The organism is Micromonospora sp. NPDC049274 (genome assembly GCF_040678875.1).
In the GTDB taxonomy this organism is placed as follows: domain Bacteria; phylum Actinomycetota; class Actinomycetes; order Mycobacteriales; family Micromonosporaceae; genus Micromonospora.
Genome location: NZ_JBFAQS010000013.1, coordinates 78371 through 100936, shown reverse-complemented (window position 1 = coordinate 100936; position 22566 = coordinate 78371). Strand labels below are relative to the sequence as shown.

The following is a 22566-nucleotide window of genomic DNA, read 5'->3' as shown; positions in this document are numbered from 1 at the left end:
GAGGAACGTCCGAGCCGCGACGTAGGCTGACCGTCGTGACCAGTAGCCCTCCCGGTGCCAGCGAGACCGACCTCGGGCGCACACGCCGTGCCCGCAGGATCGGCCGGGTGCTGGCCGAGACGCACCCCGACGCGCACTGTGAACTGGACCACTCCAACGCCCTGGAGCTGGCCGTCGCCACCATCCTCTCGGCGCAGTGCACCGACAAGAAGGTCAACGAGGTCACCCCGAAGCTGTTCGCCCGCTATCCGACCGCCGCCGCGTACGCCGGGGCCGACCGGGGCGAGATGGAGGAGCTGATCCGGCCCACCGGCTTCTACCGCAACAAGACCGACTCGCTGCTCAAGCTCGGGCAGGCTCTCCTCGAACGGTACGACGGTAGGGTTCCCGGCCGGCTCGTCGACCTGGTGACGCTCCCCGGGATCGGCCGCAAGACCGCCAACGTCATCCTCGGCAACGCCTTCGACGTCCCCGGCATCACCGTCGACACGCACTTCCAACGGCTGGTCCACCGCTGGCAGCTGACCACCGAGACCGACCCGGTCAAGATCGAGCACGCGGTCGGCGCGCTGTACCCGAAGCGCGACTGGACCATGCTGTCGCACCGGATCATCTTCCACGGTCGGCGGGTCTGCCACGCCCGCAAGCCCGCCTGCGGGGCGTGCACGCTCGCGAAGCTCTGCCCCTCGTACGGCACCGGCCCGACCGAGCCGGCCGCCGCCGCCAAGCTGCTCAAGGGCCCTCGGGCACGTGACCTGGCGGTGGCCGCAGGCGTCGACCCGGACCTGGTGCCCGCCCAGGCGATCGCCGCGGAGGTGCCGTGAACCGGCGTCTCGCCCGCGTGATCCTGCCGCTGCTGCTGGCCCTCACCGGCTGCACCAGCGGCACGTCCGACGACGACCCGGCCCCCCGTCCGGCCGGCGCCGAACGACCATCGCCGTTCCGGGACTGCGCCACGTTGAGCGCAGCGCCCACGACGGCGTCGCCCGGCTCCGAAGCGGCGATTCCCACGTCGACCGCCCCCGGCACGCCCGGCCCCGCCGCCGGCGGGCAGGCGCTGCCGGAGCTGACGCTGTCCTGCTTCACCGGCGGCGCCCCCGTCGCACTGCGGGACGTGGCCGGGCCGGCGGTGATCAACGTGTGGGCCTCCTGGTGCACGCCGTGCCGCAAGGAGTTGCCCGCCTTCCAACGGCTGAGCGACCGGACCGCCGGCCAACTACAGGTGGTCGGGGTCAACACCCAGGACAGCCGCAGCGGCGCCCAGTCCATCGGCGAGGACTTCGGCGTACGGTTCCCGATCCTCGTGGACCAGGGCGACGCGCTGCAACGTGAACTGAAGCGCAAGGCCTTCCCGCTGACCCTCTTCGTCGACGCGCAGGGCCGCATCCGGCACATCGACGCCACCGGGGCTCTCGACGACGCGACGCTCGCCAAGCTGGTCCGCCAGCACCTCGGCCTGGCGGTGCCGGCGTGACCCGTCGACCCCCCGAGTGGATCGAGCCGCTGCTGACCCGGCTGGGCACCGCCCGCGCCGAGGACTTCACCCGCCTCACCACTCCCGCCGAGGGCGGCCGGGAGAGCGCTGTGCTGGTGCTGCTCGGCGAGCAGCCCGACGTGGGTCCGGACGTCCTGGTCCTGCAACGGGCCGCCACCCTGCGCAACCACGCCGGCCAGCCGGCCTTCCCCGGTGGCGCTGCCGACCCCGAGGACGCCGACGTCCGCGCCACCGCGCTCCGCGAGGCGAACGAGGAGGTCGGCCTCGACCCGGCCAGCGTGACAGTGCTGGCGGAGCTGCCGAAGCTGTGGATTCCGGTAAGCGACTTCGTGGTCACCCCGGTGCTGGCCTGGTGGCACGATCCGCACCCGGTGCACCCCCGGGAGCCCGCCGAGGTGGCGCACGTGGCGCGACTGCCGGTCCGCGAGCTGGTCGACCCGGCCAACCGACTGCGGGTCCGTCACCCCAGCGGTTGGGTGGGGCCGGCGTTCTCGGCACGCGGCATGCTCGTCTGGGGCTTCACCGCCGGGGTGCTGGCGACCCTGCTGGAGATGGGTGGCTGGGCACGCCCGTGGTCGCCCGGCCGACTGGTCGAGCTGCCGCCCACGGGAGCCGCTCCCGCGCCGTCGGCAGGCACCGAAGAGGTCGACGAGACAGTCGTACGCTGACCGCGCGGTCACCTTCCGCAAGCGATGGTCATCGGCTGGGCACGCTGCCCGTACGCTGGACCCCGTGTCCGTCGTGGATCTCGTCCTGCTGCTGCTCATGCTCGTGTTCGCGATCAGCGGATACCGCCAGGGTTTCGTCATCGGCATCACGTCGCTGTCCGGCTTCTTCCTGGGACTGCTGCTCGGCCTGCAACTCGGGCCACTGTTCGCCCGGCAGTTCGTGGACGCCGGCACCCGGGTGCTGATCTCACTCGTGGCGATCTTCGGGTTGGCCGTCATCGGGCAGGCGCTGGCTGGTTGGCTCGGCTCGCACCTGCGCAAGACGATCACCAGCGACGTGGGTCGGCGGATCGACGACATCGGCGGGGCGTTCGTCTCGCTGTTCGCGGTGCTTCTGCTGGCCTGGCTGGTCGCCGTACCGCTCGGGTCGTCGTCGGTGCCCTGGCTCGCCGCCGCGGTACGCAACAGTGCGCTGATCACCGTGGTGAACGGGGTGCTGCCGGAGGAGGCGCACCGGCTCTCCACCGCTCTGGAGGACACCGTCGACACCGACGGCTTCCCGGACGTCTTCGGGGGTCTCGCACCCACCCGGGCCCGGCAGGTCGAGCCGCCCGACCCGGCTCTGGCCGGCTCGCGGGTGGTCGCCAACGGTAAGCGGTCGGTGGTCAAGGTGCTCGGGTCCGCGCCCAGCTGCTCGCGCCGCATCGAGGGCTCCGGCTTCGTGTACGCCGACGACCGGGTCATGACCAACGCGCACGTGGTCGCGGGCACCCGCTCGGTGTCGGTGGAGCTGGACGGCGAGCGGTACGACGGTGAGGTGGTGGTCTACGACCCCAAGCGCGACCTGGCGGTGCTGCTCGTCCCTGGGCTGCCCGGCCCGTCGCTGCGGTTCGCCGCCGGCAACGCGGGCAGCGGCTCGGACGCCATCGTGCTCGGCTTCCCACTGGATGGCCCGTACAACGCGCAGTCGGCGCGGGTCCGCGACGTGGACCGGATCAATGGCCCGGACATCTATGCCTCGTCGAAGGTGACCCGGGAGATCTACACGATCCGGGCACTGGTGCGCAGCGGCAACTCGGGCGGGCCGCTGCTCTCCGCCAACGGCCTGGTGCTCGGCGTGATCTTCGCGGCGGCGGCGGACGACCCCAACACCGGGTTCGCGGTGACGGCCGCCGAGGCCCGCCCGGTGGCGCTGGCCGGCGCCGAACGCAACCGGGCCGTCGCCACCGGCGAGTGCACCTGAGCGTCGCGTCGGATCAGGTCCGAGCCGGCGCGACGACCGGCAGCTTCGCCCGACCCCAACGCAGCCCTCGGTCCAGGACCGCCCGCGCCATGATCGCGACGCAGGTGCCACCGTTGAGGAAGGACGCCGCCACGTCGCTCGGGTGGTGCATCCCCCGGTACATGCGGGTCAGCGCCACACCCAACGGCACCATCAGCAGCAGCGTCCACCAGGTGACCTTCGCACCGGTGCTGCGCGCCCGCAGAGCCATCAGCACGGCGATACCCACGTAGAGCGCCACCGCCGCCGAGGTGTGCCCGGACGGGAAACTCGACGTGGGCGGTGACGTGTCCATGTGCTCCACCGCCGGCCGCTGCCTGTCGATCACCATCGTGGTCAGCAGGAAGACCAGCGCCTGGGCGGTCACCGCCGCGCACAGGAACAGGGGCTCCCGCCAGCGCTTCAGCCAGAGCCGCAGCGCCAGCGCCACGAGCACGGTGACCACGACGATCATCTGGGTGCTGGCCAACGTGCTGAACACCAGCGAGACGTTGTTCCAGCCGCCGGTGCGGTCACCGGCGAACTCCCGGTTCACCGCGTCCTCGACGGTGAACGGCCAGGTTCGGGCGAGCACCCGGGTGACAAGCACTCCGAGCAGCACCATGACGCCGAACAGGAGGGACACCGGCAGGAGCACCCGCCGGACGATCTGGACCACGGTGTCGGGCATGAGCCCGCCAGTACCCGTTCGGCGTCGTCGGCACGCCTCAGGTCGCGTCCGGGTGCCGCTCGACCTCCGGCGCGACACCGTCGCGGGCCGGCCGGACCGGCCGGAGACCGGTGTGCGCCCGCCAACTGGTGAACGCGGCGGTGGTCGCCGCGACCACCGCCACGCCGAGCAGCCAACCGCCGAGCACATCGCTTGTGAAGTGCACCCCGAGCGCGACCCTGCTCAGCCCGGTCACCACGGTGACCAGCAGCGCGGCGACCCAGAGCGTGACCCGGGAGGCCCAGCGCCCGACGTACGGCAGGAACACCAGTAGCAGCACCCCGGCGGCCAGGGTGGCGTTCAGCGCGTGCCCGGAGGGGAAGGAGTAGCCGGCGGCCCGCGCCACCGGGTCGAGCAGTTCCGGCCGGTCCCGGCCGACGAGCAACTTGAGCAGTGGGCCCATCAACCCGCCGACCACCATGGTGGTGGTCACCCAGAGGGCCAGCCGGCGAGCCTGGCGGCGCAGCAGCCAGATCACCACGAGCAGAGCCACGACCCGCAGCGGCATCGGCGCGAAAACGGCGCTCCAGGCGTGCATGAGCGTGACCCAGGCCGGGTGGTCCACCGCGTGGTCGTGCAGCGCGTCCGTGATCGCCGTGTCCAGCTGGTGCAGCGGCGCCCACGCCCCGAGCACCAGCAACGCGAGCAGAGCGAACGGCACCAGCACCAGGAACGCCGCGGTCGCCGCCAGGGTCAGCCGCAGGCCCAACGAGTGGTCCGGGTCGAGGCGGCGACGCCGCCAGGACGAGTGCCGGGTGGTCTCGAGGGTACGTGCGGCGGGCGTGCTCATGCGGACGGTTCTACCCCACCCGCGGGGCAATCAGGCCTGCCGCCGGAGGTGTGCGCGGCGGCGCGGGTCGTGCCGGCTGCCGCTCGGTCAGCGAGTGCGCTGGCGGAACCGGCGCACCAGCAACGTCGCGCCGGTCACCAGGGCGGCGAAGAGCGCGACTCCGGTCCAGAGTTGCTCCGGCGCCGACTCGTCCGGTACGCCCGCCCCCCGGGCCGTCCACCCCGTCTGCTGTCGTGGAGCGGTGAAACCGAGCGGGTCCCCGCCGGCGCCGCTGACCGGGTCGCTGTCGCCCGAACCCGGGGCCGGACCGAAGCCGACCACCCCCGGCGAGGTCAGATCGTCAAGCGGATTGACGGTGACCGGGGGAACGTCCGCGGTCAGTGCCGCCACCGGGTCGACCACCCCGTACCCGAAGCGGTCGTCCCGGCCGGTGGGGCCGATGTCACGGGCGGTGGCCAGCAACCGGTTGACCACCTCGCCGGCGGGCATGTCCGGGTAGCGGGACCGAACCAGAGCGGCGGTGGCGGCCACCAACGGTGCCGCGAAGCTGGTGCCCTGCACCCGCCAGTACCCGTCGGCCGGGCGGGCGCCGACCAGGCCGGTGGCGGGGGCGGTGAGCACTGTCGCCCGGCCGGTGATCGACCCGGACCACAGGTTGTCGCTGCTGCGCTCCAGCCCGGCGACCGCGATCACGCCCGGCTCGCGGGCCGGGTACCAGACCTTGGAGTCGGGCGACGTGGCCAGGTTGCCGGTGCAGGCGATGACCACCACGTCGCGGGCGAACGCGTAGTCCAGAGCCGCGGCCAGGGCCGGGCTGTCACCGCTGCCACCCAACGACAGGTTGATCACCCGGGCGCCGTTGTCGACAGCCCAGCGGACGCCCTTCGCGACGATCAGGGCGTCGTCGTACTTGTTGCGCTCATCCAGCACGCGGACCGGAAGGATCCGGGAATCCGGCGCCAGGCCGACCACGCCCCGCTTGTCGTCGTTGCGCCCGGCGATCAGGCCGGCGACCGTGGTGCCGTGACCGACCGGATCCGGGCCGGCGCCGCCGGCGGGCCCGACCAGGTCGAGGCCGGGCAGCACCTGGCCGGTCAGGTCGGGGTGGTTGGCGTCCACACCGGAGTCGATCACCGCGACCGTCACGCCCCGGCCGGTCGAGCTGCGCCAGGCGGTGTCGGCCCGCAACTCGTCGAGCTGCCACTGCTCGTCACGGACCTGGTCGGTGCGGGCGACGCTGTCGCCGGGGGCCAACGCGGTCGGCGCGCCGGCGAGTTGGCCGCCGCTGCTGGGCGCGGCGACGGGTGCGGCGGTCGGAACCGCGACGGCGAGCATCGCCGCCACACCGAGCAGCGCCCGGCCGGCCCGTCGGGCCACTGCCGGTCCGCTGTGCCGAACCCCTGTCACATCCTCAGCCATTCATCCCGACGGAACCATGACGATCGGAGATTACCGGTTTCCCCACCCGTCACGGGAGGAACTACGGAGACAGGTCACGGTGGCGGCAGATGTGCGAGCTGAACGAGGCGTACGCCCTCCCGTCGGGTGACCAGTCGACCACGGCCCACCGGCAGCGGACCGGGTCGCACCGGACCGACGAGCGCGCCCTCCTCGGGGCTGCCCGCCATCACCAGCCCGGAGGTGGAGAGCTCCCGCAGCCGCTGCACGATCGGCTCGTACTGGGATCGTCCCGCGCCCCCGGAACGGCGGGCCAGCACCAGGTGCAGCCCGACGTCGCGGGCGTGCGGCAGATGCTCCTCCAGCGCCCGCAATGGGTTCGCCGGGCCCGCCGCCACCAGGTCGTAGTCGTCGACAAGCACGAACAGCTCCGGCCCCGACCACCAGGAGCGGTCCCGCAACTGCTGCGGCGTGACCTCTGGCCCCGGGGCCCGCCGCTCCAGGTATCCGGCGGCCGACTCGACCAGGTCGGCGGTGTGCGCGGCGGCGGTGCCGTACCCGATGAGGTGCGGCGTCTCGATGGCGCCGAGCAGGCTGCGCCGGTAGTCCACCAGGATCACCCGGGCCTCCTCCGGCGTGAACCGGGTGGTGATCGAGGTGGCCAGCGCCCGTAGGAACGTCGACTTGCCGCACTCCGCGTCCCCGAAGACCACGAAGTGCGGCTCGCTTGCGAAGTCGAGCAACACCGGCCGCAGGTCCGCCTCGGCGATCCCGATCGGCAGCCGCAGCCCGGTCGTCGCCGCGAGATCCAGATCGGCGTACGGCAGCACCGGGGGGAGGAGTCGGACGCGGGGCGCCACCGGACCGGCCCAGCTGTCGGCGATCCGTTTGACGAGGTCGGCGGTGCCCGCGTTCGGGGTGGCGAGCTGCGGAAGCGCGGTGAGGAAGTGCAGGCTCTCCGCCGTAACCCCCCGGCCGGGGCGCTCCGGCACGTTCGCCGCCGCCCGCCGGGCCACCAGGGAGTCGGACGGGTCACCGAGCCGCAGCTCCAGCCGCGAGCCGAACAGGTCTCGGATCGCCGGGCGGAAATCCAGCCAGCGCAGCGCCGTGGCGACCACGTGCAGCCCGTACGACAGGCCCCGGGTGGCCAGGTCGGTGATCAGCGGTTCCAGGTCGTCGTACTCGCCGCGGACGGTGCTCCAGCCGTCGATCACCAGGAAGACGTCACCGAACGGGTCGGCGCCCGGCTGGCTGGTCGTTCCCGCCGCCGCACGGCGCTGCCGGTACGCGGCCATCGACTCCACGCCCAGCTCGGCGAAGCGGCGCTCCCGATCGGCCAGCACCGTCGTCATCTCGCCGACCGTGCGCCGCACAGCCGTCGGATCGGCTCGGCCGGCCACCCCGCCCACGTGCGGCAGATCGCGCACCGCCGCGAGGCCACCGCCGCCGAAGTCGAGACAGTAGACCTGCGCCTCGGCCGGGGTGTGGGTGAGCGCCAGCGCGCAGATCAGCGTGCGCAGCGCGGTGGACTTGCCGCTCTGCGGCGCACCGACCACCGCGACGTGCCCGGCCGCGCCGTCCAGGGTCAGCCAGAGCAGGTCCCGGCGCTGCTCCAAGGGCCGGTCCACCACGGCCACCGGCACACCCAGCGCGCCGTGCAGCTCGGGGTTGCCCACGGTGAGCCCGCGCGCCGGGTCCACCTCGACCGGGCCGAACAGCTCGTCCAGGGCAGGCGGCTCACCGAGCGGCGGAAGCCACACCTGGTGGGCGGGCGGGCCCTGCCCGACGAGCCGGTCGACCAGCAGGTCGAGCAGGGTCTCCCGGTTGCTCTCGTCCTCGGCGACCATGGGCAGCGCCGGGGTGGCCGGCTCGGGCAGCGGCACAGCATGGGTGGTGAACGTGAGCAGGCGAGCGCCACCGCGGGTCGCGGCCCCGGCCGTCGCGGCCCGGCGGCGCACCGCGCCGGAGACGTACGCGGCCTTGAACCGGGCCAGCGGATCGGTGCCGGCGCGCAGGTAGCCGTGGCCCGGCGAGCGGGGCAGCTCGTGCGCGTCGGGCACACCGAGCACCGTCCGCGACTCCAGCGCGGAGAAGGTGCGCAACCCGATCCGGTACGACAGGTGGGTGTCGAGCCCGCGTAGTCGGCCCTCCTCCAGGCGCTGGCTGGCGAGCAGCAGGTGCACGCCGAGTGACCGGCCCAGCCTGCCGATCTGCACGAACAGGTCGATGAAGTCGGGCTTGGCGGAGAGCAGTTCGGAGAACTCGTCGCAGATCAGCAGCAGCGACGGCAGTGGGGCGAGTGGGCTGCCGGCCGCGCGGGCCCGCTCGTAGTCGCGCACGCTGGCGAAGTTGCCGGCGCGGCGCAGCAGCTCCTGCCGGCGGACCAGTTCCCCGTTGATGGCGTCCACCATGCGGTCGACGAGGGGCAGCGCGTCGGCCAGGTTGGTGATCACGGCCGCGGTGTGCGGCAGGCGGTCGAACGGCGCGAAGGTGGCACCGCCCTTGAAGTCGACGAGGACGAAGTTGAGCTGCTCGGAGCTGTGCGTCGCCGCCAACCCCAGCACCAGCGTGCGGAGCAGCTCGGACTTGCCGGAGCCGGTGGCCCCGATGAGCAGGCCGTGCGGGCCCATCCCGTCCTGGGCGGACTCCTTGAGGTCCAGCTCGATGGCCCCGCCGTCGACACCCACACCGATCGGCACCCGCAGCCGGTCCCGGGCCGAGCGTGGCGCCCAGCCCTGCTCGGCGGTGAAGCTCTCCGGGTCGCCGAGGCCGAGCAGCTCCGGCAGGCCCAGCTCGACCTGGAGTGGGGCGTCCGGGCCACGGGCCGCGCCGGCCAGCCGCAGCGGCGCCAACCGCCGGGCGACCGCCTCGGCGTCGGCGAGGTCGAGGCGGTCGGCGGTGCCCACCTCCGCGTGCCCCTCCGCCGACCACGAGTGCAGCGGCCGGCCGCGCAGCTCCAACAGCAGCGCGTACCGGTCGAGCACGCGGGGCGGCGGGGTGTCCAGGTCCAGCACGGTGACCGCGTCGATGCCGCCGTCACCGGTCAGGTCGGAGGCGCCGGTCAAATCACCGCCGTCGAGGACCACCACCACGTGCGGACCGTCGGTGGCCGGCCCCGCCGGACTGAACCGGGACCGGCTGGCCAGCACGTCACCGAGCAGTCGTTCCAGCTCCGCGGCCGACGAGGTCACCAGCCGCACCGGCCCGAGCGCGTCCGTGCGGGAGGGGTGGTGCGCGTGGGGGAGCCACTTCACCCACTCCCACTCGGCGCGGCGTTCCGGGCCGGCGCAGACCGCGATCAGCAACTCGTCGGGGGCGTGGAACACGGCCAGCTGGGTCAGCACGGCTCGGGCCAGGGCCTGGGCGGCCGGGTCGCCGGTGGGCGGCCCACCGGTGGTCGGACCGCCGCCGGCAGCGGCCCGCACGTGCACGCGGGCGAAACTGCGGAGCGACAGGGCCACCGGCAGCTCCGGCACCACGGAGTACGCGTCGAGGAAGCGGCGCAGTGCGCCGGCGGTCATCGGCTCCAGCTCCTCCAACGGCCGGGTGACCGGGCCGACGAGCGGGGTGGCCAGGGTCTGCGGCCCGACGGCGACGCGTACCACAGCGAAGTCCGGGTCCCCGGGACGGCGTTCCCAGACCCGGCGGCTGTCCACCGTCGACCACAACCGACCCGGGTCGGGGTGTCGGTAGTAGAGCCCGGCCCGCTGCTGGCCGGCCGTCTGCCGGACCCGGCGGCGCAGTGTGGCCAGGTGGCGCAGGTACTCCCGGCGGGCCGCCATCATCTCCGACTTCTTCGGGGTGCCCGAGGCGCTGCCCCACGAGGTGACGAGCATGGCCAGCGACGAGAGCCCGAACATCCCGCCCACCACGTACGAGTACGCGCCGCCGCCCCGTCCGAACATCATCGCCATAGCCACCGTGCCGCCGAGCATGGGCAGCACCATCAGTGCCTGTTGCCACCGGCCACCGGCCACCGCGGGGATCTCCGGCGGCGCCTCGACGGGCAGCTCGCCGACGGGGATCTCCGGCGCTGGCCGGCGCGGCGGGCGCTTGATGACGACTGTGGACACTCGGCCTCCTGACAGCGCTGGGTAACCCGAGCCTGGCTCATCGTAGGTAAAGTCCTGTCGTCCGCGCAGCCTCCGATCCCCCTCGATATGGAGATCACTCGATGACAACCGGGCTGGCCCGCGTCACCATCAGCGCGCCGCAACGGCGGGTCGACGTCGCACTGCCGGAGCAGGTGCCCCTGGCCGAGTTGCTGCCCGACGTGCTGCGCCACGCCGGCGAGGGCCTGGCCGACGACGGCGAGCGGCACGGCGGCTGGGTGCTGCGTCGTACCGACGGGGCGCTGTTGGCGACGGCGCAGGCGCTGCTGCCGCAGGGGGTCCGCGACGGTGAGGTGCTGCACCTGGTGCCGGCCCACGCCCACTGGCCCGAGCTGGAGTACGACGACGTGGTAGAGGCGATCGCCGACGGCGCCCGCCGACGCGGTGGGGCCTGGTCCTCCGCCGCCACCCGGGCCACCGGTCTGGCCGGTGCCGCCGTGCCGCTCGCCGTCGGGCTGCTCGCCCTGCTCGCCGGCGGTCCGACGCTACGCAGCGGCTGGTTCGCGGCGGCGGTGGTGGCGCTGCTGCTCACCGTGGCCGGCGCGGTCGCCTCCCGCGCCAACGGCGACGGCGCCGCCGGGGCGACGCTCGGCGGCTACGCCCTGCCGTACGCCTTCGTGGCCGGTGCCCTGGCGGTCGGCTCCGGTGATCCGGTCGGGCCGTTCGGGCCGGTGCGCTGGGTCGGCGCGCCCGAACTGCTGACCGGCTCGGTGGCGTTGCTGCTGGTGGCGCTGCTCGGGCTGCTCGGGGTGGCCAGCCGACTGCGGGTTTTCGTGGCCGGCGTCACGGTTGGTCTGCTCGGTGCCGGCGCGGCGCTCGGCGCGCTGCTGTTGACCCCGGCGGGCACGGCGGCGGTGCTGCTCAGCGGGCTGGTCTTCGCTCTCGGGGTGATCCCGCTACTGGCCATCCGGTTGGGCAAGCTGCCGCTGCCACCGATCACCCTCCCGGCCACCGCGTCCGGCCCCGAGCCGGAGCGTCCCCGGGACCTGCCGGACCGGGGTCGGGTGCACGCGGCCGTCACCCGCACCGAGGAGGTGCTGACCGGGATGCTGCTCGGGCACGCCGTGCTGGCGGTGGGCGCGGCGGTCGTCCTCGGGCTGGCCGGTGGGACAGCCGGCGTAGTGCTGGTGGCGGTGGTGTCGGCCGTGCTGCTGCTGCGGTCGCGACTTTTCGTGGCTCTGCGGCACCGGGTGCCGACGGTGCTCGCCGGGCTGGTGGGCTACGCGGTGCTGGGCGCGGTGCTCATCGACCGGGCCGACGACACCGGTCGGCTGGCGCTGGTCCTCGGCGGGGCGGCGCTGGGCCTGGTGACCGTGGCCGCCGGCACCGGGTACGCCAGGCGAGCGGTGTCGCCGTACCTCGGTAGGGTCGCCGACCTCACCGACACGGCCCTGGTGGTCGCCGTGGTGCCGGTCGCCTGCGCGGTGCTCGACCTGTACGACAGGGCCCGGGGGCTGCTCGGTTGAGCGGCTCCCGGGCCCGGCCGGTAAACGTTCGTCAGTGGGTGGACTCGCCGCGCGCCTCGGCGTCGCGCGCCCGCTGGTAGGAGGCCCGGATCTCGGCCTCGGCCTCGGTGCGGCCGACCCAGGTCGCGCCCTCGACCGACTTGCCGGGCTCCAGGTCCTTGTACACCTCGAAGAAGTGCTGGATCTCCAGGCGGTCGAACTCGCCCAGGTGGTGGATGTCGCGCAGGTGCTCCTGGCGGGGGTCCTCGTAGGGCACGCAGAGGACCTTGTCGTCGCCGCCCTTCTCGTCCGTCATCCGGAACATGCCGATGGTCCGGCAGCGGATGAGGCAACCCGGGAAGGTCGGCTCCGGAACCAGCACCAGCGCGTCCAGCGGGTCGCCGTCCTCGCCCAGCGTCTCCTCGATGAACCCGTAGTCGGCCGGGTACTGGGTGGACGTGAACAGGGTGCGGTCCAGCCGGATCCGGCCGGTCTTGTGGTCCACCTCGTACTTGTTCCGGTGACCCTTGGGGATCTCAACCGTCACGTCGAAATCCATCTGCACGCTCCCTCGTCTGCCCACGCTGGCTAACGGAACCACTGGCGGCCCTCCGGACAGGTGAATGCCCACCCGCCGACTCCGGCCGCCGCATAGTCTTCGGACCGAAGTAGTGTCACCCAAGCCGATTTTCGCTGGGGGAGGAGGGGGTCGTGGGGAGGGAAGATTCACACTACCGCCCGGACGGGGGCACCGCGCGTGGTACCGGACGATCCGGTTCCGGCGGCGCCACCGGGCGGGTCCCGGTGCCCGACGCCCACCTTCCCCGGGCGCCCGACAGTGCCACCCCGACCGGCCACGCCCCGGTCGGAGCCGCCCCGGGCAGCCCGGCCCGGGGTGGGGTGCCGTCCGGTGACGGCCCGACTGTCCGCTTTCCGACCGGCGTACCCCCGCTCGGCCCGCCTGTCTCCGCGCTGCCGTCGTCGGCCGACGACGAACCGCCCTCCGCGCCGCCGACCCCGCCCCGCCGCCGGGGGCGGCTGGTGGCCGTGCTGGCCGTGGTGGTGCTGCTGGTGTTGACCGGTGTCGGTGTCGTGGTGATCCGACCGGGCCCGGTCGCCGCCTGGTTCGGCGACGATGCCGCGTCCACGCCGACCGCGGGCGCCCCCGCCGCGGAACCCGACCCGGCGGACGTGTTGAACGGGCCCGATCCGAACGCCCCGCTGCCCGCGCCCGACGGGGTGCGAGCCGCGCTGGACCCGCTTGTCGGTGTGCCCGCCCTGGGCGACCGGGTGAACGTCTCGGTGGCCGACGTGAGCACCGGTCAGACCCTGTTCGCCAAGGGGGCGGACGACGGGACGGTGCCCGCCTCGGTGACCAAGCTGGCGACCGCGGTGACCGTGCTGGCCGCCCGTGGCCCCGGGTACCGGATCCCCACCCGGGCGGTGGCCGGCACCAATCCCGGCGAGGTGGTGATCGTCGGTGGCGGCGACCCCACGCTCGCGGTGGACAAGAAGGGCTACTACCCCGGCGCGGCACGCCTGGACGACCTGGCCGCGCAGGTGCGTACCGCGCTCGGCGGCACCGCCCCGACCAGCGTCACCGTCGACGGAACGATCTACTCCGGCCCCGTGTACGGCCCCGGCTGGGACGATGACATCCCGACCGGCGGGTACGGCGGCGCGGTGACCGCTCTGATGACCGACGGCGCGCGCAAGGACCCGAAGGCCGAGGCCGGCGGCGCCGAGCGGGTCGCCGATCCGGACCTCGCCGCAGGCCGGTCCTTCGCCCGGCTGCTCGGCGTACCGGCCAGCGCCGTCAAGCGGGGCACGGCACCCGCGCTCGCGACCGCCGCCGGTGGCACGCCGCCTCCCGGTACGGAGCTGGGCGCCGTGCAGTCACCGCCGATGATCCGGCTGGTCGACATCATGATCAGCGAGAGTGACAACCTGCTGGCCGAGGCGCTGGCCCGCCAGGTGGCGCTGGCCCGCAACCAGAAGGCCTCGTTCGACGGCGCCGCCGCCGCGATGGACGCCGAGGTGGCAGAGCTGGGCCTGCCCGCCGACGAGATCACCCTCTCCGACGGCAGCGGGCTGTCGCGTCTCAACCGGATCAGCCCGTCCCTGCTCACCGACCTGATCCGGCTGGCCGCGAGCCCGGACCACCCGGAGCTGGCCGGCGTCTTCGGAGGCCTGCCGGTGGGCGGCTGGTCGGGCACGCTGGGCGAGCGTTACCGAAGTGCCCCGGGCACCGCCGCGGGGGCGGGCGCGGTCCGGGCCAAGACCGGCACCCTGACCGGGGTGCACGCCATCGCGGGCCTGGTCACCACGGCCGACGGCCGGCTGCTCACGTTCGCGGTGCTCACCGACAAGGTGCCCGGTGGGACGGACACGGCCCAACCGGCGCTGGACCGCATCGCCGCCGCGCTGGCCGGCTGCGGGTGCCGCTGACGGCCGTCGAGGCGGAGGCCCCGGCGCGCGACCGACGTCGATCGCCGACGCGAGCCCGGGCCGGGGTGTCGCGACGCGGGTACGGTGGGTCCATGGCGCAGTTCGTGGACTGGGATCTGGCCGCCGCCACCGCGGGGGCGTTGAGCAAGTCGGGCCCCCGGGTGTCGTACTCCGAGGCCACCGACGTGGTCGGTGACCTGCGTCGGCTCACCGACGAGGCGGCCGGGCACGTGGCCGACTACACGGGGCTGCGGGCGCAGGTGGCGCACCCGCCGGTGCGGGTCGTCGACCGCCGGGACTGGGCGGCCACCAACATCGCCGGCCTGCGTGAGGTGATCACCCCGCTGGTGAGTCGGCTGTCCGGCGACAAGCAGCCAGGAGCGCTCACCGAGGCGATCGGGTCCCGGCTGACCGGCGTGCAGGCCGGCACCGTGCTGGCCTACCTCTCCGGCCGGGTGCTCGGCCAGTACGAGGTCTTCTCCGCCGACCCGGGCCAACTGCTGCTGGTGGCGCCGAACATCGTCGAGGTGGAGCGCAAGCTCGGCGCCGATCCCCGGGACTTCCGGCTGTGGGTCTGCCTCCACGAGGTCACCCACCTGACCCAGTTCACCGCCGTGCCGTGGATGCGGGCCTACTTCCTGGGCGAGGTGCAGGCGTTCGTGGACGCCTCGTCCAGCGGGAGCGAGCATCTCGTCGAGCGGCTGCGGCGCGGGGTGGCCACGCTGTCCGAGGCGGTCCGTGACCCGGAGAGCCGCACCAGCGTGCTGGACATCGTGCAGACCCCGGCGCAGCGTGCGGTGCTCGACCGGCTCACCGCGCTGATGACCCTGTTGGAGGGGCACGCCGAGTTCGTGATGGACGGTGTCGGCCCGCAGGTGATCCCGAGCGTCGAGCGGATCCGGGCGTCGTTCAACAGGCGCCGTGAGGCGGGCAATCCGTTGGAGAAGGCGATCCGCCGGCTGCTCGGGGTGGACGTCAAGATGCGCCAGTACGCCGAGGGCCGCAAGTTCGTGCACGGTGTGGTCGAACGGGTCGGCATGGACGGCTTCAACTCGATCTTCAAGTCGCCGCTCACTCTGCCCCGGCTCAGCGAGTTGGGCGACCCGGACGCCTGGGTGGCCCGGGTGCACGGCCCGGCCGGCACCGTACCGGCCGCCGGCTGACAACCCGCCGGTGGCCGCGCTCGCCCCGCCGGTGGCCGCGATCCGGGTGGCGGTCCGCCGCGCGCTGGCCGGCCTGCCGTCCGGCGGCCCGGTGCTTGTCGCCTGCTCCGGTGGGGCCGACTCGCTGGCCCTGGCGGCGGCGACCGTGTTCGTGGCGCCCCGGCTGGGTCGGCCCACCGGCCTGGTGACAGTCGACCACGGCCTGCAGTCCGGCTCGGCGCGGCGCGCGGAGGCGGTGGCCGCGTGGGCCCGGGAGGCCGGTTTCGCGCCGGTGTTGGCGGTGCCGGTGCGGGTGGCCGGGCGGCCGGGCGGCCCGGAGGCGGCGGCCCGGGAGGCCCGCTACGAGGCGTTGACCGAGGCGGCTCGGCAGCACCAAGCGGTCGCGGTGCTCACCGGGCACACCCGCGACGACCAGGCCGAGACCGTACTGCTCGCACTCGCCCGAGGCGCCGGCCCACGCGGGCTGGCCGGGATGCCCGACCGGCGGGACCTGGGCGGGGTGCCACTGCTGCGCCCGCTGCTGGAGATCGGTCGGGAGCAGACCCGCGCCGCCTGTGCCGCGCTCGGGCTCGACCCGTGGCAGGACCCGCACAACACCGACCCGTCGTACGCCCGCTCCCGGGTGCGGGCTGACCTGCTGCCGGCGCTGGTACGGGCGCTCGGGCCGGGCGTGGTGGACAACCTCGCGCGGACCGCCCGACTGGTGGCTGTGGACAACGCCGCGCTCGATGAGTTGGCGGGTACGGCGCTGGCGGCGGCCCGGTGCCCCGACGGAGGGCTCTCCGTGTCCGTGCTGGCCGACCTTCCGCCCGCCGTGCGCGGTCGGGTGCTGCACTCCTGGGCGCGTGAGCTGGGGGCGCTGCCGGGCGCGCTGTCGCACCGGCACGTCGTCGCCCTGGACGCGCTGGTGACCGGCTGGCACGGTCAGGGCCCGACCGACCTGCCGGGTGGTCGCCGAGTGCTCCGCCGCGACGACCGATTGGCGCCTGCCGATTCCCAATCGACTGGTTGAACCCGCAACTGATGCCTCGCGTCAGGGGGTGTGCGCCCGGTCCCGGAAGGTGGTCCGGTAGCTGTGCGGGGTGGCGCCGACGCGGCGGCTGAAGTGGTGGCGCAGCGCGGCCGCGTCGCCGAAGCCGGCCTGGTCGGCGACGGCCTCCACGCTCAACGGGGTCTCCTCGAGCAGCCGCCGGGCGAGCAGCACCCGCTGGTTGGTGAGCCAGTCGTGCGGCGTGGTGCCGGTCTCGGCGCGGAACCGGCGGGCGAACGTGCGCGGGGCCATGCCGGCGCGGGCGGCCAGCTCCTCCACCGTGATCGTCCGGTCCAGGTGCCCCATCAGCCACTCGAGCACCGGCTCGAGGGTCGGCGCCTCGGGGGCCCGGGGGATGGGCGCCTCGACGTACTGCGACTGGCCGCCGTCGCGGTGCGGTGGCACCACCATCCGCCGCGCCAGGCGGGTCGCGGTGGCCGAGCCGTGCACCTGGCGGATCAAATGCAGGCAGGCGTCGATGCCGGCCGCCGTGCCGGCGCTGGTGAGCAGTCGGCCGTCCTGGACGTACAGGGAGTTGCAGCGCACCCGGGCACGGGGGTGCCGGTGTTGCAGCTCGTCGACGTAGCGCCAGTGGGTGGTGCACTCCCGGTCGTCCAGCAGGCCCGCCGCGCCGAGCAGGAAGGCGCCGGAGCAGACGCTGAACAGGTACGCACCTCGCGCGTCGGCGCGGCGCAGCGCGGCGAGCACCGGGTCGGGAACGACAGTGCCCTGACTGTGCGCGGGGACGGCCACCAGGTCGGCCTCCTCCAGCGGGCCGAGGTCGGCGTTCGGGGTGAGGTGGAAGCCGGAGGACGTGCGTACGGGGGCACCGTCGGGGCTGCACACGTCGAAGCGGTACGCGGGGAAGCCGTCTGCCGTCCGGTCGGTGCCGAACACCTCGGCCAGCACGCCGAGCTCGAAGGGAGCGACCTGGTCGAGGGCGAGGACCGCGACGGATCGGAGCATGTGACGAGGGTAACCCGAGGGATGGCAGTAAATCGATGCCCAGTGGCATTCCTGCCACTGTCCGGGCGGCGGGAGCCGGCGCAGACTGGTTTCAGTCCGGTGCGCACCGGCGGCGAAACCGACAGCAACCATGCGAAAGTGAGCGCCGCCATGGAGTTCCTGCTCTTCCTCCTGTTCCTCGTCCTGCTCGCCGCCGCCTCGGCGGCAGGCCTCACCGTGGACAGCCGTGATTCGGCCGACTGGAAGCCCAGCGAGGACGGCCGCCGCTGGCGGTCTCGTACCAGCTGATGCGTTTGGCCTCTTTTAGACCGAAAATCTCCGGCGGGACCGTACCGAAAGGTGCGGCCCCGCCGACGAAGGCCATCCGACGTACGGCAGGCTAGGAGTCATGGCTGACGGCTCCTGGTACGACGCCGACATCGACCACGTGATCATTTCCGAGGCGCAGATCCGCGAGAAGACAGCGGAGCTGGCCAAGCAGGTCTCCGCCGACTACGCGCACGTGGGCGACGGACTGCTGCTGGTCTGCGTGCTCAAGGGCGCGGTGATGTTCATGGCGGACTTCGCCCGGGCGTTGGGTCGTAACGGCCCCCCGGCCGAACTCGACTTCATGGCCATCTCCTCCTACGGCCAGGGGACCACCTCCTCCGGGGTGGTCCGCATCCTCAAGGACCTCGACCGGGACATCGCCGGCCGGCACGTCGTGGTCGTCGAGGACATCGTCGACTCCGGCCTGACGCTCTCCTGGCTGCTGCGCTACCTGGAGTCGCGTTCGGCGGCGAGCGTCGAGGTGGTCGCGCTCTTCCGCAAGCCGGACGCCGTGAAGGTACCGGTCGGAGTGAAGTACGTCGGCTTCGACATCCCCACCGAGTTCGTGGTCGGGTACGGCCTCGACTTCGGTGAGCGGTACCGGGAGCTGCCCTACGTCGGGGTGCTCAAGCCCGAGGTCTACGCCCGCTCCTGACGCCGGGCCCCGCCCGTGGGTGCGGTGACGCCGACTCGAATCGGCGTTCATCAAGCCGACGTTCAGCGGGCTCTCAGTTCTTCCGGTTACCGTGGAGCCCGGTGGCGCGGAGGCAACTTCGCGCCCGGCCCCTCGACCGCGTGACCGGGCGTGCGGGTGGCCGGGCCGGATTCCCCGCCACGCCGGTTCTTGCCCGAACCCGCCGTACGTCTCGCGCGGGGCCGGCGAGGCCGTCCACGGAGCCCGTCGTCGATGGCGATGGAGAGCCGGGGGCGGGGCTCGCAGGCTCGCTCGTCGCGTACACGGGCTTTTGATTGGTACACGACTGCGGGGCTCGCAAGCTCACTCCTCGCGTACACGGTGTACCGTCGAATGACCGCGGCGCGGCAGTTTTCGCGCCTCGGGGTCGAGGCCGGCCCGCACGGCGGCTCCGACGCCGCCCAGGGCGGCGACACCATCAGACGGTCAGGACGTCGATCAGGAGGATGCGGGCGCTCCGGCGCTCGACAACAGTATGGAACGTACGCGTTTCTTCCGCCGACCGGTGGTCTGGATCATCCTGGTCATCCTCGGCGCCGTTGTGCTCAGTCAGCTGTTCACCGCTGGTCCCAGCTACCACCGCGTGGACACTTCCGTTGCGCTCGACCAGCTCCACACCGCCCAGATCAACAAGGTCGTCTTCCAGGACAAGGAGCAGACGCTCCAGCTGGACCTGAAGAACAAGACCAAGTTCGGTGACACCAACACCAACCGGATCGAGGCCCAGTTCCCGTACCAGGCTGGGGACGAGATCTGGAACCAGGTGCTGGACGCCAAGGCGGCCAACCGGGTCACCGGCCCGGCCGACGCCAAGGTCTCGTCGGACAGCATCTGGGTGAGCCTGCTGGTCAACCTGCTGCCGATCGCGCTGCTCGTGCTCCTGCTGCTGTTCTTCATGTCGCAGATGCAGGGCGGCGGCTCCCGGGTGCTCAACTTCGGCAAGTCCAAGGCGAAGATGATCACCAAGGACACTCCGAAGACGACCTTCGCGGACGTCGCGGGTGCCGAGGAGGCCGTCGAAGAGCTGTACGAGATCAAGGACTTCCTGCAGAACCCCGCGAAGTACCAGGCACTGGGCGCCAAGATCCCGAAGGGCGTGCTGCTGTTCGGCCCGCCCGGCACCGGCAAGACGCTGCTGGCCCGCGCGGTCGCCGGCGAGGCCGGGGTGCCCTTCTACTCGATCTCCGGTTCCGACTTCGTGGAGATGTTCGTCGGTGTCGGCGCCAGCCGGGTCCGTGACCTGTTCGAGCAGGCCAAGACGAATGCTCCGGCGATCGTCTTCGTCGACGAGATCGACGCCGTCGGCCGGCACCGCGGCGCCGGCATGGGTGGCGGCCACGACGAGCGCGAGCAGACGCTCAACCAGCTGCTCGTCGAGATGGACGGCTTCGACACCAAGGGCGGGGTCATCCTGATCGCGGCCACCAACCGGCCGGACATCCTCGACCCGGCGCTGCTGCGCCCGGGCCGGTTCGACAGGCAGATCCCGGTGGACGCCCCCGACATGGAGGGCCGCAAGGCAATCCTGCGGGTGCACGCCAAGGGCAAGCCGTTCACCCCCGACGTCGACCTCGACGCGGTCGCGCGACGCACTCCGGGCTTCAGCGGTGCCGACCTGGCCAACGTGATCAACGAGTCGGCCCTGCTCACCGCCCGTAAGGAGCAGCGGGCGATCAGCAACGACTCGCTCGAGGAGTCGATCGACCGGGTGGTCGCGGGTCCGCAGCGACGGACCCGGGTGATGAGCGACAACGAAAAGAAGATCACCGCGTACCACGAGGGGGGTCACGCGCTGGTCGCCTGGGCGTTGCCGCACGCCGCGCCGGTGCACAAGGTGACGATCCTGTCCCGTGGCCGCTCGCTGGGCCACACCCTGGTGCTGCCGACCGAAGACAAGTACACCCAGACCCGCGCCGAAATGATCGACACCCTGGCGTACGCGCTGGGCGGCCGGGCCGCCGAGGAACTGGTCTTCCACGAGCCGACCACCGGCGCCGGCAACGACATCGAGAAGGCCACCCAGCTGGCCCGCGCGATGATCACCCAGTACGGCATGAGCTCGAAGCTCGGCGCGATCAAGTACGGCACCAGCGGGGACGAGCCGTTCCTCGGCCGCAACATGGGCCACGAGCGGGACTACTCGGACTCGGTGGCCGCCGAGATCGACGGCGAGATGCGGGCACTTGTCGAGCTGGCGCACGACGAGGCCTGGGAGATCCTGGTGGAGTACCGGGATGTCCTGGACAGCATCGTGCTCGAGCTGATGGAGAAGGAGACTCTCTCCACTGCCGACATGGCGCGGATCTGCGCGCGGGTGGTCAAGCGTCCGCCGCTGGCTCCGTACAACGGCTTCGGCAAGCGCCAGCCGTCCACCGAGCCGCCCGTGCTCACCCCCGCGGAGAAGGACAAGCTCAAGGCGCAGGCCCAGGCCGACGGCGCGCAGGCGTCGGTCGGCGGCGGGACGCCGTCCAACAACTCGGACGGCACGCACTGAGCAACGACCCGACGGCCAGCTCCCCGCACCGGGAGCTGGCCGTCTCCGCGACCGAACCCGACGGCGACGACGAGCTGGACTACGTGGCCGCGCGGCTGATCAGCGGCAAGCTGACCGGCCGTCCGGTCGAGGACGCGGTAGACCTCGGCCGGATCGAGAAGGCCGTCCGGGAGATCCTGATCGCCGTCGGCGAGGATCCGGACCGCGACGGACTCCAGCAGACCCCGGCCCGGGTCGCCCGCGCGTACGCCGAGCTCTTCGCCGGCCTGCGCGTCGACCCGGCCCAGGTGCTCAGCACCACCTTCGAGGCCAACCACGAAGAGCTGGTGATCGTCCGCGACATCGACGTGATGAGTCTCTGCGAGCACCACCTGCTGCCGTTCCGCGGCAGCGCGCACATCGGCTACATCCCCGGCCCGGATGGGCGGATCACCGGCCTGTCCAAGCTGGCCCGCCTCGTGGAGGTCTTCGCCCGGCGACCCCAGGTGCAGGAGCGGCTCACCTCACAGGTCGCCGACCTGCTGATGAGCAAGCTCGCCCCGCGCGGCGTCGTCGTCGTGCTCGAATGCGAGCACATGTGCATGGCGATGCGCGGCATCCAGAAGTCCGGTGCCAAGACCATCACCTCGGCGGTGCGCGGCATCCTCCAGTCGGACTCCAAGTCGCGGTCCGAGGCGATGGCGTTGATCATCCCCCGCTGACCTCCCGAACGCCACGACGGCCGGTCGGCCCATCTGGGGCGGCCGGCCGCCGCGGTCTCCGGGGCCGTCGCGTCCGCGATGCGGTCTTCGGACCGTTGCCCGGCCCGGACCGCTCGTCGGCGCGTCAGCCCGCCAGCAGGGCCAGCAGCAGGACGGCCGTGACCAGCACCGCCGGCACCAGGCAGACCAGCGCGCCGAAGCGCGTCGTGCGGTCCACCCGCTCGTCGGGGCTGCCGCGGAACGCTCGCCCGACACCCACCCAGCCGACGCCGAAGGCGACCGCAGGCATCGGCAACCCGGCTATCAGGGCCGTCACGCTGGCCGGGCCCGTACCGGTCGCCGCGTACACCACCACCTGGATCAGCGGCACCAGCAGCGCCAGCGGCCCGTACACCAGGAGGTTGCGCGCCCGCGCGGGCCAGGACGCCGCCCGGAGGCCGCGACGAGCAGCCAACGCGGCGTCCGCCGCCTCGGCCCGACCCCGCGCGGCCCGCAGCGCCGCCAGCACGGCGGCCGGGCCGCCGGTCATCGACCGGGCCGCCTCGGTCAGCTCCGGCGGCGACGGCGCCAGCGAGATCGCGGGTACGCCACGCTCCCGCAGCCGCTCCTGCTGACTCGCCAGCCCGGCACGGACGACAGTCAGTTCCTCCCGGGCGGCCTCCGCCGAGCGGGCCTGCTCGCCGGCGGCCGCAGCCGCCCCGCGACGGATCGCGTCCAGCTGGCGCGCCGCCGCCAGGTAGTCGGCCCAGCCGACGACGGGCTCCGCGGCGGGCACCGTGCTCTCGCTGTCCGAGCCGGCGGTCCGCTGCCGCCCCGGCCCCGTCACCGTCGCGTTCGACCCCACCTCGACACCTCCCGCCCG

General features: G+C 73.2%; 19 protein-coding genes. 12 read left to right on the top strand and 7 right to left on the bottom strand.

The window, feature by feature from the left end; all coding sequences use genetic code 11:
- The first annotated feature begins 35 nt into the window (after positions 1-35).
- The 4 genes from nth (at position 36) to AB0K10_RS23250 (ending at position 3406) form a co-directional block, all read left to right on the top strand.
- On the top strand, positions 36-824 hold the full coding sequence (gene nth / locus AB0K10_RS23265) for an endonuclease III (protein ID WP_363686629.1): 789 nt from the start codon (positions 36-38) through the stop codon (positions 822-824).
- The gene (locus AB0K10_RS23260; RefSeq protein ID WP_363686628.1) at positions 821-1474 is read left to right on the top strand and encodes a TlpA disulfide reductase family protein; all 654 of its coding nucleotides are present in this window, start codon (positions 821-823) and stop codon (positions 1472-1474) included. Before nth ends, AB0K10_RS23260 begins: the two co-directional genes overlap by 4 nt.
- Entirely contained in the window at positions 1471-2163 is a 693-nt protein-coding gene (locus tag AB0K10_RS23255) for a CoA pyrophosphatase (protein WP_363686626.1), read from the top strand. The genes AB0K10_RS23260 and AB0K10_RS23255 overlap by 4 nt, the downstream gene beginning before the upstream one ends.
- 64 nt (positions 2164-2227) lie before the next feature.
- Entirely contained in the window at positions 2228-3406 is a 1179-nt protein-coding gene (locus tag AB0K10_RS23250; RefSeq protein WP_363686624.1) for a MarP family serine protease, read from the top strand.
- Positions 3407-3419: 13 nt separating this feature from the next.
- On the opposite strand, the gene AB0K10_RS23245 is transcribed toward AB0K10_RS23250, so the two are convergent.
- The 4 genes from AB0K10_RS23245 to eccCa all read right to left on the bottom strand — a co-directional run bounded on the left by AB0K10_RS23245 (position 3420) and on the right by eccCa (position 10415).
- Positions 3420-4115: a phosphatase PAP2 family protein gene (locus AB0K10_RS23245; protein WP_363686622.1), complete on the bottom strand. Its 696-nt coding sequence runs from the start codon at positions 4113-4115 to the stop codon at positions 3420-3422.
- A gap of 37 nt (positions 4116-4152) precedes the next feature.
- The gene (locus tag AB0K10_RS23240) at positions 4153-4944 is read right to left on the bottom strand and encodes a phosphatase PAP2 family protein (protein WP_363686620.1); all 792 of its coding nucleotides are present in this window, start codon (positions 4942-4944) and stop codon (positions 4153-4155) included.
- Positions 4945-5031: 87 nt separating this feature from the next.
- Positions 5032-6363 carry a type VII secretion-associated serine protease mycosin gene (gene mycP, locus AB0K10_RS23235; protein ID WP_363686618.1) on the bottom strand — a complete coding sequence of 444 codons (1332 nt, stop codon included), beginning with the start codon at positions 6361-6363 and terminating at the stop codon, positions 5032-5034.
- Between the two features lie 74 nt (positions 6364-6437).
- Positions 6438-10415: a type VII secretion protein EccCa gene (eccCa, locus tag AB0K10_RS23230; RefSeq protein WP_363686616.1), complete on the bottom strand. Its 3978-nt coding sequence runs from the start codon at positions 10413-10415 to the stop codon at positions 6438-6440.
- 101 nt (positions 10416-10516) lie between these two features.
- Here eccCa and eccD point away from each other — a divergent pair, with 101 nt between their 5' ends.
- Entirely contained in the window at positions 10517-11920 is a 1404-nt protein-coding gene (gene eccD, locus AB0K10_RS23225) for a type VII secretion integral membrane protein EccD (RefSeq protein WP_363686614.1), read from the top strand.
- Between the two features lie 31 nt (positions 11921-11951).
- Here the strand turns inward: eccD and AB0K10_RS23220 are convergent, their stop codons facing one another.
- Positions 11952-12458 (bottom strand): inorganic diphosphatase, encoded by a 507-nt coding sequence (locus AB0K10_RS23220; RefSeq protein ID WP_039907066.1) that lies wholly within the window; start codon positions 12456-12458, stop codon positions 11952-11954.
- Between the two features lie 413 nt (positions 12459-12871).
- Here AB0K10_RS23220 and dacB point away from each other — a divergent pair, with 413 nt between their 5' ends.
- The 3 genes from dacB (at position 12872) to tilS (ending at position 16522) form a co-directional block, all read left to right on the top strand.
- Positions 12872-14347: a D-alanyl-D-alanine carboxypeptidase/D-alanyl-D-alanine-endopeptidase gene (gene dacB, locus AB0K10_RS23215; RefSeq protein WP_363686786.1), complete on the top strand. Its 1476-nt coding sequence runs from the start codon at positions 12872-12874 to the stop codon at positions 14345-14347.
- Positions 14348-14439: 92 nt separating this feature from the next.
- Complete coding sequence (locus tag AB0K10_RS23210) at positions 14440-15510, top strand: zinc-dependent metalloprotease (protein WP_363686612.1); 1071 nt, start codon at positions 14440-14442, stop codon at positions 15508-15510.
- A 10-nt stretch (positions 15511-15520) separates the two neighbouring features.
- Positions 15521-16522: a tRNA lysidine(34) synthetase TilS gene (gene tilS, locus AB0K10_RS23205; protein WP_363686610.1), complete on the top strand. Its 1002-nt coding sequence runs from the start codon at positions 15521-15523 to the stop codon at positions 16520-16522.
- Between the two features lie 21 nt (positions 16523-16543).
- Here tilS and AB0K10_RS23200 read toward each other — a convergent pair whose 3' ends face one another.
- Positions 16544-17506 carry a helix-turn-helix domain-containing protein gene (locus AB0K10_RS23200; protein ID WP_363686608.1) on the bottom strand — a complete coding sequence of 321 codons (963 nt, stop codon included), beginning with the start codon at positions 17504-17506 and terminating at the stop codon, positions 16544-16546.
- A 138-nt stretch (positions 17507-17644) separates the two neighbouring features.
- On the opposite strand from AB0K10_RS23200, the gene AB0K10_RS23195 reads away from it, so the two are divergent.
- The 4 genes from AB0K10_RS23195 (at position 17645) to folE (ending at position 21704) form a co-directional block, all read left to right on the top strand.
- Entirely contained in the window at positions 17645-17794 is a 150-nt protein-coding gene (locus tag AB0K10_RS23195) for a hypothetical protein (protein ID WP_363686798.1), read from the top strand.
- A 100-nt stretch (positions 17795-17894) separates the two neighbouring features.
- Positions 17895-18470, top strand: coding sequence for a hypoxanthine phosphoribosyltransferase (gene hpt / locus AB0K10_RS23190; protein WP_124775502.1), 576 nt, complete (start codon positions 17895-17897; stop codon positions 18468-18470).
- A 514-nt stretch (positions 18471-18984) separates the two neighbouring features.
- Positions 18985-21003, top strand: coding sequence for an ATP-dependent zinc metalloprotease FtsH (gene ftsH / locus AB0K10_RS23185; RefSeq protein WP_363686606.1), 2019 nt, complete (start codon positions 18985-18987; stop codon positions 21001-21003).
- Between the two features lie 35 nt (positions 21004-21038).
- Positions 21039-21704: a GTP cyclohydrolase I FolE gene (gene folE, locus AB0K10_RS23180; RefSeq protein ID WP_363686784.1), complete on the top strand. Its 666-nt coding sequence runs from the start codon at positions 21039-21041 to the stop codon at positions 21702-21704.
- A gap of 124 nt (positions 21705-21828) precedes the next feature.
- Here folE and AB0K10_RS23175 read toward each other — a convergent pair whose 3' ends face one another.
- The gene (locus tag AB0K10_RS23175) at positions 21829-22479 is read right to left on the bottom strand and encodes a hypothetical protein (RefSeq protein ID WP_363686782.1); all 651 of its coding nucleotides are present in this window, start codon (positions 22477-22479) and stop codon (positions 21829-21831) included.
- Between the last annotated feature and the right edge of the window lie 87 nt (positions 22480-22566).

Excerpts from the sequence above, each read along its gene's own strand:
- AB0K10_RS23240 (WP_363686620.1), bottom strand. The coding sequence starts at position 4,944 with ATGAGCACGCCCGCCGCACGTACCCTCGAGACCACCCGGCACTCGTCC.
- AB0K10_RS23245 (WP_363686622.1), bottom strand. The coding sequence starts at position 4,115 with ATGCCCGACACCGTGGTCCAGATCGTCCGGCGGGTGCTCCTGCCGGTG.
- AB0K10_RS23200 (WP_363686608.1), bottom strand. The coding sequence starts at position 17,506 with ATGCTCCGATCCGTCGCGGTCCTCGCCCTCGACCAGGTCGCTCCCTTC.
- ftsH (WP_363686606.1), top strand. The coding sequence starts at position 18,985 with ATGGAACGTACGCGTTTCTTCCGCCGACCGGTGGTCTGGATCATCCTG.
- mycP (WP_363686618.1), bottom strand. The coding sequence starts at position 6,363 with ATGGCTGAGGATGTGACAGGGGTTCGGCACAGCGGACCGGCAGTGGCC.
- AB0K10_RS23220 (WP_039907066.1), bottom strand. The coding sequence starts at position 12,458 with ATGGATTTCGACGTGACGGTTGAGATCCCCAAGGGTCACCGGAACAAG.
- AB0K10_RS23210 (WP_363686612.1), top strand. The coding sequence starts at position 14,440 with ATGGCGCAGTTCGTGGACTGGGATCTGGCCGCCGCCACCGCGGGGGCG.
- hpt (WP_124775502.1), top strand. The coding sequence starts at position 17,895 with ATGGCTGACGGCTCCTGGTACGACGCCGACATCGACCACGTGATCATT.
- eccD (WP_363686614.1), top strand. The coding sequence starts at position 10,517 with ATGACAACCGGGCTGGCCCGCGTCACCATCAGCGCGCCGCAACGGCGG.